The organism is Piscinibacter defluvii (assembly GCF_004011805.1).
GTDB classification, from domain to species: Bacteria; Pseudomonadota; Gammaproteobacteria; order Burkholderiales; family Burkholderiaceae_C; genus Piscinibacter; species Piscinibacter defluvii.
Genome location: NZ_ML137198.1, coordinates 112,927 through 126,237, shown reverse-complemented (window position 1 = coordinate 126,237; position 13,311 = coordinate 112,927). Strand labels below are relative to the sequence as shown.

The following is a 13,311-nucleotide window of genomic DNA, read 5'->3' as shown; positions in this document are numbered from 1 at the left end:
CCGACTTGAGCCTGCTTCGATGCACTGCCGCACTCGCCGCCACGCTGGGCTGCACCTTCGCCGCCGCCCAGGGCACCGCCTGGGTCAGCAGCGAGAAGGACGACGCGCTGACCCTGATCGACACCCAGACCCTGGCCGTCAAGGGCACCGTGCCGACCTGCAAGCGCGGCCGCCACATCCAGCGCCTGCCCGACGGCAAGCTGATGGTGGCCTGCACCGACTCCAACGCCGCGGACGTGATCGACCCGGCCACGCAGAAGTCGGTCCGCCGCGTGCCGCTGGGCGATGAGCCCGAGGCCTTCGACCTCTCGCCCGACGGCAGGACCATCTACGTCTCCAACGAGGACGAGGCCGAGGCCAGCTTCGTCGACGCGGCCACCGGCAAGGTGTTGAAGTCCGTCAAGGTCGGCCAGGAGCCCGAGGGCGTGAAGGTCAGCGCCGACGGCAAGACGCTGTACGTCACCTCCGAGGTGGCGAGCCTGGTGCACGTGATCGACGTGGCGCAGGCCAAGGTGGTCAAGAACATCAAGGTCGGCAAGCGTCCGCGCCGCATGGCCATCACCGCCGACGGCAAGGAGCTGTGGGTCACCAACGAACTGGACACCAGCGTCAGCATCGTCTCCACCGCGACCCACGAGGTGATCGACACCATCAAGTTCGCCGTCAAGGGCGCACGCGCCGAGGACATCACGCCGGTGGGCATCACGATGACGAAGGACGGCAAGCGTGCCTTCGTCTCGCTGGGCAAGGCCAACCACGTGGCCTTCGTCGACGTGCCCGGGCGCAAGGTGACCGACCTGGTGCTGGTGGGCAAGCGCGCCTGGAACGTGACGCTCGACAAGGCCGAGGCGCGGCTGTGGGTGGTCAACGGGCTGTCCGACGACGTGACGGTGGTCGACGTGGCCGGCGCCAAGGCGATCAAGAGCATCCCGGTCGGGCGCGTGCCCTACGGCCTGGTGGTGGTCGAATGACGCGAGCCCTGTTCGCCGCAGCGCTGCTCGCGCTGGCCGGCGGCGCGGCCCCGGCCGCGACGCTCAAGGCCACGCTGCTGGTGCCCGACGACGACGCGCGGCTGGAGCGCACGCGCGTCGAGCGTGCCTACCTCGGCCAGACCGGCGGGCCGGCCGAACAGGGCCTGCAGCAGGCGCTGGAGGACGGCAAGTTCGAACTCGACGCCGCCGGCGCCGACGTGGCCCTCGCCACCCAGGCGGCGGCCTCGCTGGAGGCCGCGCGCAGCGCCGCCCAGGCGGCGGAGAAGGGCGGCGCGGCCGTGCTGCTGGCCGACCTGCCGGCCGACTGGCTGCTGGCGGTGGCCGACGCCGTGAAGATCCCGGTGCTGAACCTGTCGGAGGCGGCGGACCGCCTGCGCGGCGCCGACTGCCGGGCGCGCCTGTTCCACGTGATGCCGAGCGAGCGCATGCGCAGCGACGCGCTGGCGCAGTACCTAGTGTCACGAAAATGGAGCAAGCTGTTGCTGCTGACCGGTCCGAGTGCCACGGACCAGGCCCGCAGCGCCACCGTGCAGGCCTCGCTGAAGCGCTACGGCCTGCAGGTGGTGGCGAGCAAGCCCTTCAAGGTCTCGGCCGACCCGCGCGAGCGCGACCTCGCCAACCCGCTGCTGCTGACCGGCGGCGCCAGCTACGACGCGGTCTGGGTGGTCGACAGCGACGGCGAGTTCGGCCGCCTGCTGCCCTACCGCACCGCGCTGCCGCGCCCGGTGGTCGGCGATGCCGGGCTGGTGTCGCTGGCCTGGCACGCGCAGTTCGAGCGCTTCGGCGCGCCGCAGGTCTCGCGCCGCTTCGCCAAGTCGTTCAAGCGCCCGATGGTCGGGCAGGACTGGGCCGCCTGGCTGGCCGGCAAGGCGCTGGTCACCGCCGCGGTCGCTGCACCCAAGGGCCCGGCCACCGCCTGGGCCCAGGCGCTGGCAAAGAACCCGCTGGACGGCTACAAGGGGGTCACCCTGAGCTTCCGCGCCTGGGACGGCCAGCTGCGCCAGCCCCTCATGCTGAGCGACGGCCAGGGCGTGATCGCGCTCGCGCCGGTCGAAGGCATCCTGCACCCGAGCAACGTGCTCGACACCCTGGGCGCCGATGCGCCGGAGAAGTCATGCAAGCAGCCGCGCTGAACGGCGTCGATTCCGGGGCCCGCCGCGGGCCGCTGCATGCCTTGCAGGCCCTCAGGGCCATCGTGCTGCGCGAGATCCTGAAGTTCTCGCAGCAGACCGGCCGGCTGGTCTCGGCGCTGGTGCGCCCCTTGCTCTGGCTGGCGGTGTTCGCCGCCGGCTTCCGCAACGTCTTCGGCGTGGCGATCGTCGAGCCGTACGACACCTACATCCCCTACGACGTCTACATCGCCCCCGGGCTGGTCGGCATGGTGCTGCTGTTCAACGGCATGCAGTCCTCGCTCGCGATGGTCTACGACCGCGAGATGGGGCTGATGCGCCTGCTGCTGACCGCGCCGCTGCCGAGGTGGTGGCTGCTGTTCAGCAAGCTCTGCGCGACGGCGCTGCTGTCGATGCTGCAGGCACTCGCCTTCGTCGTCGTCGCGCTGGCGCTCGGCACCTCGCTGCCGATGCTGGGCTGGGACGCGCTGCACGCGCTCGTCGCGCTGGCCGCCGGCGCGCTGATGCTGGGCGCGCTCGGGCTGCTGCTGTCGGTGCACATCAAGCAGCTCGAGAACTTCGCCGGCACGATGAACTTCGTCATCTTCCCGATGTACTTCCTGTCCACGGCGCTGTACCCGCTGTGGAAGCTGGAGGAGTCGGGCGCCGGCTGGGTCTACCAGATCGCCCGCTTCAACCCGTTCACGCACGCGGTGGAGTGGATCCGCTTCGCGCTCTACGGCAAGGACCCGGGGCTCGCGCCCTGGGTGGTGCTGGGCTGCCTGGTGGTGTTCTTCGGCGTCGCCTGCTGGGGCTACGACCCGCAGCGCGGCTTCGGCGGGCTGACCAAGCGCGGAGGCTGATGCCGTGAACCTGCCCCGTCGCCACCTGCTCGCCGCGGCCGCCGCCGCCCTCGCGGCGCCGCGCCACGCGCTGGCGCAGCCCTTTCCGAGCAAGCCCATCACGCTGTGGGTGCCCTGGGCCGCCGGGGGCGCCACCGACGTCTCGATCCGCCTGCTGGCCGAGCTGGCGTCGCCGCTGCTGGGCCAGCGTGTGATCGTCGAGAACCGCGGCGGCGCCGGCGGCACGCTGGCGATGCCGATCCTGCAGAACGCCGAACCCGACGGCCACACGATCGCGCAGATCCCGCAGCCGGTGCTGCGCGTGCCCTACACCCAGAAGGTGCTGTGGGACCCGGTGCGCGACGTCACGCCGATCATCCAGATCTCGGGGGTCACCTTCGGCGTGCTGGTGCCGGCGGCGAGTGCCTTCCAGAGCCTCGAGGACCTGTTCGCCTTCGCGCGCAGCCGGCCGGGCCAGCTCAGCATCGCCACCAACGGCGTCGGCACCACGCCGCACCTGGTGCTGGAGGAGCTGTTCACCCAGCGCGGCCTGAAGTACATCCACGTGCCCTACAAGGGCACCTCGGAGCTGACGCTGGCGGTCGAGTCGGCGCAGGTGATGGTGGGTGTCAATTCCACCGGCTTCGCGCCGCTGGTGGACGGCGGGCAGCTGCGCCTGCTGGCCACCTTCGCCGCGCAGCGCTCGAAGCGCTGGCCGAAGGTGCCGACGCTGAAGGAACTCGGCTTCCCGATCGTCGCGATGTCGCCCTGGGGCCTGGGCGGGCCGCGCGGCATGGCGCCGTCGGTCGTCGCGACGCTGCACGACGCCTTCCACAAGGCGATGCTCGAGCCGGCCTTCGTCGCCGAGCTGGCCAAGTACGACCAGGAGCTCGACTACCGCGGCCCGGCCGAGTACGGCCGCTGGCTGCGCGAGCAGTACGCGCGCGAGAAGATCAACGTCGAGCGCATGGGGCTGACACGTGCGGGCGGCTGACCTGGCGGCGCGCCGCGACCTGCTGCTCGTGGCGCTGGCGACGCTGGCGACCTGGGTCGTCTCGGTCGTCTTCGAGCTGCACGAACGTTACTTCGGCTGGCTGGCGCGCTGGGAGCGCTGGCAGGCCGACGAGATCCCGCTCGCGCTGCTGGTGTTCTCGTCGGGGCTGGCGTGGTATGCGTTCCGGCGCCGCCGCGAGGCGCGCCGCGCGCTCGCCGAGCGCGAGCAGGCGCGCGCCCAGGCCGACACGCTGCTGGCGCGCAACCGCGAGCTGGCGCAGGGGCTGATCACGCTGCAGGAGTCCGAACGGGCGGCGCTGGCGCGCGAGCTGCACGACGAGATGGGCCAGCGCTGCACCGCGCTGCGCATCGAGACCGCGCTGCTGCGCCAGTGCGCCGCGGACGACCGCGCCGGCGCACTGGCCGCCGCCGCGCGCGCCGACGCCTCGGCGCAGGCGCTGTACCAGTCGGTGCGCGAGCTGCTGCAGCGGCTGCGCCCGGCGCAGCTCGACGAGCTCGGCCTGGTGGCCGCGCTGCAGGCGCTGTGCGAGGGCTGGGAGCTGCGCAGCGGGCTGGCCTGCATTTTTCTCCACGAGGGCCTGCACGAGGGGCTGGACGAGCCGCTGCCCGAGGCCGTGGAGGTGGCGGTCTACCGCGTCGCGCAGGAGGCGCTGACCAACGCCGTTCGGCATGCGCAGGCGAGCACGCTGCGACTGCGTGTGGTGCGCCAGGGCGGGCGGCTGCGGCTGGAGGCGCACGACGACGGCCGCGGCATGGACCTGGCCGCGCCGCGCCGCGGCCTCGGCCTGCTCGGCGCCTCGGAGCGCGCCGCTGCCATGGGTGGCCAGCTGCGGCTGGACAGCGCGCCGGGCCGCGGCCTGCGCCTGCTGCTCGAACTGCCGGTGGCGGTGCGCCAGCCGGTGACGGAGGCGCAGCCGTGATCCGCGTGCTGCTGGCCGACGACCACCCGGTGGTGCGCACCGGCTACCGCCGCCTGCTCGAGCAGGCGCACGACATCGTGGTCGTGCACGAGGCGGCCGATGCCGACGGCGCCTTCGCGGCCCTCGTCGCCCACGCGCCCGAGGTGCTGGTCACCGACCTGGCGATGCCCGGCGGCGGGCTCGAGCTGATCCGCCGCGCGCGGGCGCACGACCCGGCGCTGCGCATCCTGGTCTTCAGCATGCACGAGAGCGAGGCCATGGTGCAGCGCGCGCTGGAGGCCGGCGCGACGGGCTACCTGAGCAAGGCCAGCGAACCGGGCCAGCTGGTCGATGCGGTGCATGCGCTGCACGCCGGCCGGCGCTACCTGGGCGAGGGGCTGGAGCGTGCGCTGCGCGGGCGCGACCCGCTCGGCGAGAGCGCCCGGCTGGCCTCGCTGAGCGAGCGCGAGCGCGAGGTGTTCCGGCTGCTCGCGCAGGGCTGCTCGCCGGCCGAGTGCGCCAGCGAACTCGGGCTGAGCGCCAAGACCGTCTCGAACCACCAGACGGTGATCAAGGAGAAGCTCGGCGTCGCCACCTCGGCGGCGCTGGCGCACCTGGCGATCCGGCACGGGCTCGTGTCGGTGTAGCGCGGGAAGTTTTCCCTGTCCGCGCGGCGAGCGGCTTGTTAGCGTCGGCGTCCGAGCGCGCCGCCGCGGCGCCCCACCACAACGAACCGAGGAGACCCCATGACCCGCACGACGCCGCCGCGGCGCCTGCAACCGGTGGCCCTGGCCGCCCTGGCGCTGCTGGCGGGCCTGGCCCAGGCGCAATCGAACCTGCCCACGGTGCAGGTGGTCGGCGCCACGCCGGTGCCCGGCACCAACGTGCCCAAGGACCAGATCCCGGCCAACGTGCAGACCGCCGACGACAGGGATCTGCGGCGCCGCCAGAGCCTGAACCTGCCCGACTTCATGGGCAGCAGCTTGCCTTCGGTGAACGTGAACGAGATCCAGGGCAACCCGTACCAGATGGACGTCAACTACCGCGGCTTCTCGGCCAGCCCGCTGCTGGGCACGCCGCAGGGCCTGTCGGTGTTCATGGACGGGGTGCGCGTGAACGAACCCTTCGGCGACGTGGTCAACTGGGACCTGATCCCGCGCGCCGCGCTGGCCAGCCTGACCTTGATGCCCGGCTCCAACCCGGTGTTCGGCCTGAACACGCTGGGCGGCGCGCTGTCTCTGCAGACCAAGAGCGGCGACACCCACCCGGGCACCGAGATCGAGTTGCAGGCCGGCTCGTTCAAGCGCCTCTCGCTCGAGCTCTCGCACGGCCGCAAGCTGGGCGAGAGCGGCCACCTGTTCGTGGCGGCCAGCGGCTTCGACGAGGACGGCTGGCGCGACTTCTCGCCCTCCGAGGTGCGCCAGCTGTTCGTCAAGGGCGGGCAGCACCGCGACGGCTGGTCCTGGGACCTGAGCCTGACGCATGCCGAGAACAGCCTGATCGGCAACGGGCTGCTGCCCGAATCGCTGCTGGCGGTCGACCGCACGCAGGTCTACACCCGGCCCGACCGCACCGACAACCGGCTCAGCATGCTGACCTTCAATGGCAGCCTCGACCTCTCCGCGTCGCACACGCTCTCGGCCACGGCCTACCTGCGCCGCACCCGCTCGTCGACGCTGAACGGCGACCTGAACGACGACTACGATCCGCCCGCCGTCGAGGAGACCGGCGTCGAGAACCGCACCCGCTCGCGCCAGAGCGCCGCCGGGCTGGCGCTGCAGTCCGAGCAGCGCCTGGGCAGCCACCAGCTGACCGTCGGCCTCTCCTACGACCGCGCCCGCACGCGCTTCAAGCAGAGCGAGGCCGAGGGCATGCTCGACGCCACGCGCGGCGTGGTGCCGGAGGAGTCGCCCGAGATCGACGCACTGATCTCCGGCCGCAGCCAGACGACCAGCCTGTACGTGCACGACCTGATCGCGCTGCAGCCGACCCTGCAGCTCACGCTGGCCGGGCGCTGGAACCGCACCCACGTGACGACGATCGACCGCGGCCGGGCCGAGCTCGGCCTCCCCACCAACCTCGACGCCGACGCGCGCTACACCAAGTTCAACCCGGCCGCCGGCCTGACCTGGCAGGTCAGCCCGAGCCTGACCGCCTATGGCGGCTTCAGCCAGGGCAACCGCGCGCCCAGCCCGATCGAGCTGGGCTGCTCCGATCCGGACAACGCCTGCGTGCTGCCCAACGCGCTGCAGTCCGACCCGCCGCTCGAGCAGGTGGTCTCGCGCACGCTCGAGGCCGGCCTGCGCGGCACGCTGCCGCTGGGCTGGGCCTGGAACGCCTCCGCCTTCCGCACCGTCAACCGCGACGACCTGCTGTTCATCAGCAACGGCCGCGCCGCCGGCTACTTCACCAACTTCGGCCGCACCCGGCGCGAAGGCCTGGAGCTGGGGCTGGAGCAGCGCCAGGGCGCGCTCACCTGGGCGGCCAACTACAGCTGGCTGCGCGCCACCTTCCAGTCCTCGGCCTGCGTCGTCGCCGAGCCCAACAGCACGGCCGAGACCAGCCCGGCCTGCCCGGGCGAGGGCGAGATCGAGGTGCGCCCGGGTGACCAGCTGCCCGGCCTGCCGCGCCACAGCCTGAAGCTCTCGCTCGACTGGCAGGCCACGCCCGCCTGGGGCCTGGGCGCGCAGCTGCGTGCCTGGTCGAGCCAGTACGTGCGCGGCAACGAGAACAACCGCCACCAACCCGACGGCGAGGAGTACTTCGGCAGCGGCAAGGTGGGCGGCTTCGCGGTGGTCGACGTCTCGGCGCGCTGGAAGATCGCCGAATCGGTCGAGCTGTTCGGCCGCGTCAGCAACCTGTTCGACCGGACGTACGCCAGCGCCGGCGCGCTGGGCGAGAACGCCTTCGACACCAACGGCACGCTGCTCGCGCCGGACGACTGGCGCGACGAGCAGTTCGTCGGCCCGGGTGCGCCGCGTGCCGCCTGGGTGGGGGTGCGCTTCCGCTTCTGACCCCGCCCACCGAGGCTTGCTCCTTGCTTGGCCGTGCCCGGGCGCGGCCGGCTGTGCCGTGCCCGGCGCGCTGTGTCACGTCGTGGCACCATCGCGCGCACAACGACATGAGCAAGGAGACGGCATGGACGGCGACGACGCGCAGCTGGCCGACTGGCGCGCGCGGGCCCTGGCGCTGGAGGCGGAGGTCGGCAAGGCGGTGATCGGCCAGGCGCGCGTCCTGCGGCGCGTGCTGACGGCGGTGTTCGCGCGCGGCCACGTGCTGCTGCAGGGCGATGTCGGCGTCGGCAAGACGACGCTGCTGCGCGCCTTCGCGCAGGTGCTCGGCGGCGCCTACGCGCGCACCGAGGGCACCATCGACCTGATGCCGGCCGACCTCGTCTACTACACCTACATCAGCGAGGCCGGCCGCCCGGCGGTCGAGCCCGGCCCGCTGATCCGCCACGGCGAGGACCTGGCGATCTTCTTCTTCAACGAGATCAACCGCGCCCGCCCGCAGGTGCATGCGCTGCTGCTGCGCGTGATGGCCGAGCGCAGCGCGCAGGCCTTCAACCGCGAGGTCCGCTTCCCGCACCTGCTGGTGTTTGCCGACCGCAACCGCGTCGAGCGCGAGGAGACCTTCGAGATCTCGGCGGCCGCGCGCGACCGCTTCATGATGGAGATCGCGATCGATGCACCGGCCGACGAGGCCATGCGCCGCGCGCTGATGTTCGACCCGCGCTACCACGACACCGACGCGCTGGTCGGTTCGCTGCAGGCGGCGATGGTGCCGCACACCGAGCTGAACGGGCTGGCCGCGTGCATCCAGCGCCACGTGCGCGCCTCCGACGCGCTGCAGCAGTACGCGTTGCGCCTGTGGCAGGCCACCGCGCGGCCGCAGGACGTCGGCGTGCGCCTGCCGGACCTGGAGGTGGCCGAGCTGATGCTGGCCGGCGCCAGCCCGCGCGGCATGAGCCTGCTGCTGCGCGCCGCGCGCGTGGCCGCCTGGCTGGAGGGCCGCGACCATGTCACGCCCGAGGACGTGCAGGCCGTGTTCCCCGAGACGATCGCGCACCGGCTGGTGTTCCAGCCGGTCTACGAGATGCGCCGGCACGAGATCGCCCCGGCGCTGATGGACGCGATCCTGGCGCACGTGCCGGCGCCCTGAAGCGATGGCGCCGAACCGCATTCCCGAGGTCCACTACCGCATCCCCGGCCTGGCCGGTGGTGGCTTCCCGGGCCACCACCGCAGCCGCAGCGGGGAGGGCGGCTTCGAGTTCCGCCGCCACGCCGCGCTGGCCGACGCGCCGGACGCGCGCCGGCTCGACCTGCACGCCAGCCTGCGCGACCCGTTCGGCCAGTGGCTGGTGCGCATCAACAGCCTGCGCCAGGCCGTGCCGGTGGCGGTGGTGGCCGACCTGTCGGCCTCGATGGGCTTTGCCGGCGTGCAGCGCAAGCTCGACGTGCTGGCCGACTTCACGCGCAGCATCGCCTGGTCGGCCTGGCGCACCGGCGACAGCTTCGCCTTCGTCGGCGCCGACCAGACGCTGCGGCGCGACTGGCTGCTGCCGGCCACGCGCCAGCGCGGCGCCGGCCTCGCGTTGGCCGAGCGCCTGCGCGGCTTCGAGCCCACCGGGCGCTCGGCGCGCGGGCTGCGCGAGGCGGCGGTGGCGCTGCCGCACCGGCGCGCGCTGGTCTTCCTGGTGTCCGACTTCCACCTGCCCCTGCCCGAGCTGCGCGAGGTGCTGGACGCGCTGTCGCACCACGCGCTCGTGCCGGTGCTGCTGTGGCAGCCCGAGGAGTTCGAGCCCGCGGCGGCGCATGGCCTGGTGCAGGTGGTCGATCCGGAGAGCGGCCGGCGCCGCTGGCTGTGGTGGCGCCCGGCCCTGCGCGAGCGCTGGCGCGTGGCGCGCGAGCAGCGCCGCGCCGAACTGCTGAACCTGTTCGCACAGCGCCGGCTCGCGCCGCTCATCATCGACGGCGCGTTCGACGCGGACGCGGTGACGCGACATTTCCTCGCATGAGAACCGTCGCCGCCGCCGCGCTGCTCGCCGCCGGCCTGGCCGGCGCGCAGGGCGTCCCGCGGCTCGAGGCCGACGAGCCGCGCGCCTTCGGCTACCAGGTCGGCGACCGGGTGCAGCGCGAGCTGGTGCTGCACCTGCCCGAGGGCTGGTCGCTGGATGAGGCCTCGCTGCCGCGCCCCGGCGCGCGCGGCCAGCCGCTGGAGCTGCGCCGCATCGACCGCGACGCGCAGCGCGAGGGCGGTGGCATGCGGCTGCACCTGACCTTGCACTACCAGGTGTTCCTCGCACCGACCGCGGTGCGCACGCTCGAGATGCCGCCGTTCCGGCTCGCGCTCGCCGGCCCGATGCGCGCCGAGGAACTGCGGGTGGAGGCCTGGCCGGTGACGGTGGCGCCGCTGGTGCCCGAGGAGGTGTCGCCGCGCTCCGGCCTGGGCGAGCTGCGGCCCGACCGCGCCGCGCCGCGCATCGACAGCACGCCGCTGCTGCGCCGGCTGCAGTGGTGGGGGGTGCTCGCGGGGCTGTGCGGCGCCGGGCTGGCGCTGATCCATCTCGGGCTGCCCTGGTGGGCGCGCCGGCACCGGCCCTTCGGCCGCGCGTGGAACATGTTGCGCCGGCTCGCGCCGGAGGCGGACGACGCGCAATGGCGCGCCGCCTGCCGGCAGCTGCACGCGGCGCTGGACGCGACCGCCGGCGAGGTGGTGTTCGAGCACACGCTGGTGCGCTTCGTCGCCGCGCGGCCGGCCTACGCGCCGCTGCGCGAGGAACTGCGCCGCTTCCTGCAGCTCTCGCAGCGCGAGTTCTTCGCCGCCGCGCCGCGCGAGCCCGGCGACGCGCAGTGGCTGGCCGGCCTGGCGCGGCGCTGCCGCGATGCGGAGCTCGCCACGTGATGCTCCGCTTCGACCAGCCCTGGCTGCTGCTGCTGTTGCCGCTGCTCGTGCTGCCGCTGCTGGCGCGCGACGGCCGGCCGCTGGCCAACGCCTGGATCGCCTTCGCGCCGCGCGACCGTGCCTCCGACGCCGTCGGCTGGCTGCTGCGCGTGCTGGCCGCGCTGGCGATCGGCGCGCTGGTGCTGGCGCTGGCCGACCCGTACCGGCCGGAGTACACGGTCGAGCGCACCGGGCGCGGCGCCGAGGTGGTGCTGGTGCTCGACCGCAGCCGCAGCATGGACCAGGGCTTCGCGCCGGGCACGAAGCTGCCCAAGGGCATCAACCCCACCGGCCCGGAGGCGCTCAACCACTACTTCAGCCAGGCCCCGGCGCGGCTGCGCGAGTCCAAGGGCAAGGTGGCGCGCCAGCTGCTGGCCGACTTCACCGCCCAGCGGCCTCAGGACCGCTTCGCGCTGGTGGTGTTCAGCACCCTGCCGATGACCGTGCTCGACTTCACCAGCCGGCAGGAGATGATCCAGGCGGCCATCACCGCCGGCAACATCGGCCGCGGCCTGTCGGAAACGCACATCGGGCGCGCCATCGAGGCCGCGCTGTCGCTCTGGGAGGACCGGCCCTACACCGGCTCGCGCATCCTGCTGCTGGTCTCCGACGGCGGCGACCGGCTCGACCCGGACAGCCGCGAGCACCTCGCGCACCTGCTGCGCAAGCAGCGCGTGGCGATCTACTGGCTCTACCTGCGCTCGGCCAACAGCCCCGGGCTGACCTTCGCCGAGGGCGACTCGACCGCCGCCGCCGAGAGCGTGCCGGAGAAGCTGCTGCACCAGTTCTTCGAGTCGCTCGAGACGCCGTACAAGGCCTACGAGGCCGGTACGTCCGAGGCGCTCGAGCAGGCGATCGCCGACGTGAACCGGCTCGAGAACCTGCCGATCACCACCCACGAGCTGGTGCCGCGCCGCGAGCTCGCGCCCTGGGCCGAGGCCGTGGCGCTGGCCTGCGTGCTCCTGCTGCTCGGCGCACGTGCCCTGGAGATGCGCCGATGGCACTGAACCCGCGCCGCGCCAGCCGCGTGCTGCTCGCCGCCCTGGCCGTGCTGGCCGTGCTGGCCGCGGTCGACGTGCTGCGCCTGCAGCGCGCGCGTGCGCTCGACGCGCGCATCGCCGCCGGCGGCCCGGGCGGCGATGCGGCCGACGCGCCGCCCGCGTTGCGCTTCGCGTGGGCCGCCGCACAGGCGGCCAGCGGCACGGCCGACTCGGCGCTGGCGCGCTACGGCAGCCTGCACGACGACCCCGTGCTCGGCAGCGCGGCGCGCTACAACAGCGCCAACCTGCTGCTGCGCCAGGCCGTCGAGCTGCGCGCCAACAAACATCCGGGCCAGGCGCTGGCGCTGATCGAGCTGGCCAAGGAGCACTACCGCGAGCTGCTGCGGCACGACCCGGGCGACTGGGACGCACGCTACAACCTCGAGCGCGCCCAGCGCCTGCAGCCCGACCCGGAGGGCGAGGACGAGGCGCTGCCCGACAACCGGCGCGACGCCGAGCGGGCCGCCACCACGATGCGTGGCCATTCGCCGGGCTTGCCATGAAGGCCGACGACCGCTGGTGGCTGGCCTGCGCCGCGCTGGCGCTGCTGGCCGGCCTGTTCGAGCCGCGGGTCGAGCTGCCGCGCCGCCTGTTCGAGCATGTGGTGGTGTTCGACATCACCCAGAGCATGAACGTGACCGACACGCTGCTGGACGGCCGGCCCGCGGCGCGGCTGGACTTCGCGCGACGTGCGCTGCGCGACGCGTTGCCCGAGCTGCCCTGCGGCGCGCGGCTCGGCCTGGGCATCTTCACCGAGTACCGCAGCTACCTGCTGTTCGCCCCGGTCGAGGTGTGTGCCAACCGGGCCGAGCTGCGCGCCGCGCTCGACCACCTCGACGGCTCGATGGCCTGGTCCGGCAACAGCGAGGTGGCCAAGGGCCTGCACAGCGCCGTCTCGATCGCCAAGGCGCTGCCCGGCGTGCCCTCGCTGCTGTTCGTCAGCGACGGCCACGAGGCGCCGCCGCTGAACCCGCGGCACCGCCCGCGCTTCGACGACAAGCCGGGCGAGGTGGCCGGGGTGATCCTCGGCGTGGGCGACATGCGGCCGGCGGCGATACCGAAGTTCGATCCGTCCGGCCGGCCGCTGGGCGTGTGGAAGGCCGACGAGGTGCTGCAGACCGACCCGCGCAGCCAAGGCCGCGGCGGCAGCGTGGGCGGCGAGGCGATGGTCGAGCAGGAGCCGGTGCCGGCCGACGTGGGCCTGGGCGCCACCCCCGGTGCCGAGCATCTCTCGGCCCTGCGCGAGCCCTACCTGCGCCTGCTGGCCAGCGAGGGCGGCTTCGGCTACCGCCGCCTGAGCGGCACCGCGGCCCTGCTCGACGCGCTGCGCGATCCGGCGTTGGCACGGCCGGTGACGGTGCGGGCCGACGCCCGGCCGGCACTTGCGGCGCTGGCGCTGGCGCTGCTGCTGGTGCCGCCGCTGCGTGCGGCCTGGCGCGCCCTGCGACGCTGAGCACGCCCCACGAACAGGG

The 13,311-nt window shown here is 73.6% G+C and carries 13 protein-coding genes; all 13 read left to right on the top strand.

The features are described from left to right. Positions 1-5 precede the first annotated feature (5 nt). The 13 genes from D9C15_RS06060 to D9C15_RS06005 all read left to right on the top strand — a co-directional run bounded on the left by D9C15_RS06060 (position 6) and on the right by D9C15_RS06005 (position 13,292). On the top strand, positions 6-971 hold the full coding sequence (locus tag D9C15_RS06060) for a PQQ-dependent catabolism-associated beta-propeller protein (protein WP_205854735.1): 966 nt from the start codon (positions 6-8) through the stop codon (positions 969-971). Then, positions 968-2,125 (top strand): ABC transporter substrate-binding protein, encoded by a 1,158-nt coding sequence (locus D9C15_RS06055; RefSeq protein ID WP_127996543.1) that lies wholly within the window; start codon positions 968-970, stop codon positions 2,123-2,125. Before D9C15_RS06060 ends, D9C15_RS06055 begins: the two co-directional genes overlap by 4 nt. Next, positions 2,107-2,964, top strand: a complete 858-nt coding sequence (gene pedC / locus D9C15_RS06050; RefSeq protein WP_127996542.1) for a lanthanide ABC transporter permease protein PedC — start codon at positions 2,107-2,109, stop codon at positions 2,962-2,964. Before D9C15_RS06055 ends, pedC begins: the two co-directional genes overlap by 19 nt. Before the next feature lie 4 nt (positions 2,965-2,968). After that, positions 2,969-3,937 (top strand): tripartite tricarboxylate transporter substrate binding protein, encoded by a 969-nt coding sequence (locus D9C15_RS06045; RefSeq protein WP_127996541.1) that lies wholly within the window; start codon positions 2,969-2,971, stop codon positions 3,935-3,937. Beyond that, positions 3,924-4,877: an ATP-binding protein gene (locus D9C15_RS06040; RefSeq protein WP_127996540.1), complete on the top strand. Its 954-nt coding sequence runs from the start codon at positions 3,924-3,926 to the stop codon at positions 4,875-4,877. Before D9C15_RS06045 ends, D9C15_RS06040 begins: the two co-directional genes overlap by 14 nt. Next, positions 4,874-5,503 (top strand): response regulator, encoded by a 630-nt coding sequence (locus tag D9C15_RS06035; RefSeq protein ID WP_127996539.1) that lies wholly within the window; start codon positions 4,874-4,876, stop codon positions 5,501-5,503. The genes D9C15_RS06040 and D9C15_RS06035 overlap by 4 nt, the downstream gene beginning before the upstream one ends. Before the next feature lie 99 nt (positions 5,504-5,602). Next, positions 5,603-7,870 carry a TonB-dependent receptor gene (locus D9C15_RS06030; RefSeq protein ID WP_127996538.1) on the top strand — a complete coding sequence of 756 codons (2,268 nt, stop codon included), beginning with the start codon at positions 5,603-5,605 and terminating at the stop codon, positions 7,868-7,870. Positions 7,871-7,994: 124 nt separating this feature from the next. After that, a complete protein-coding gene (locus tag D9C15_RS06025) occupies positions 7,995-9,017 on the top strand; it encodes an AAA family ATPase (RefSeq protein WP_127996537.1) in 1,023 nt (340 codons plus the stop codon). Positions 9,018-9,021: 4 nt separating this feature from the next. Further along, positions 9,022-9,873 (top strand): DUF58 domain-containing protein, encoded by an 852-nt coding sequence (locus D9C15_RS06020; protein WP_205854734.1) that lies wholly within the window; start codon positions 9,022-9,024, stop codon positions 9,871-9,873. Then, complete coding sequence (locus D9C15_RS33335; RefSeq protein WP_164886662.1) at positions 9,870-10,760, top strand: hypothetical protein; 891 nt, start codon at positions 9,870-9,872, stop codon at positions 10,758-10,760. The genes D9C15_RS06020 and D9C15_RS33335 overlap by 4 nt, the downstream gene beginning before the upstream one ends. Beyond that, on the top strand, positions 10,760-11,806 hold the full coding sequence (locus tag D9C15_RS06015; protein WP_240668317.1) for a vWA domain-containing protein: 1,047 nt from the start codon (positions 10,760-10,762) through the stop codon (positions 11,804-11,806). The genes D9C15_RS33335 and D9C15_RS06015 overlap by 1 nt, the downstream gene beginning before the upstream one ends. After that, positions 11,797-12,342 carry an MxaK protein gene (locus tag D9C15_RS06010; protein ID WP_127996535.1) on the top strand — a complete coding sequence of 182 codons (546 nt, stop codon included), beginning with the start codon at positions 11,797-11,799 and terminating at the stop codon, positions 12,340-12,342. Before D9C15_RS06015 ends, D9C15_RS06010 begins: the two co-directional genes overlap by 10 nt. Beyond that, positions 12,339-13,292: a vWA domain-containing protein gene (locus tag D9C15_RS06005; RefSeq protein ID WP_127996534.1), complete on the top strand. Its 954-nt coding sequence runs from the start codon at positions 12,339-12,341 to the stop codon at positions 13,290-13,292. Before D9C15_RS06010 ends, D9C15_RS06005 begins: the two co-directional genes overlap by 4 nt. The last annotated feature ends 19 nt before the right edge of the window (positions 13,293-13,311 follow it).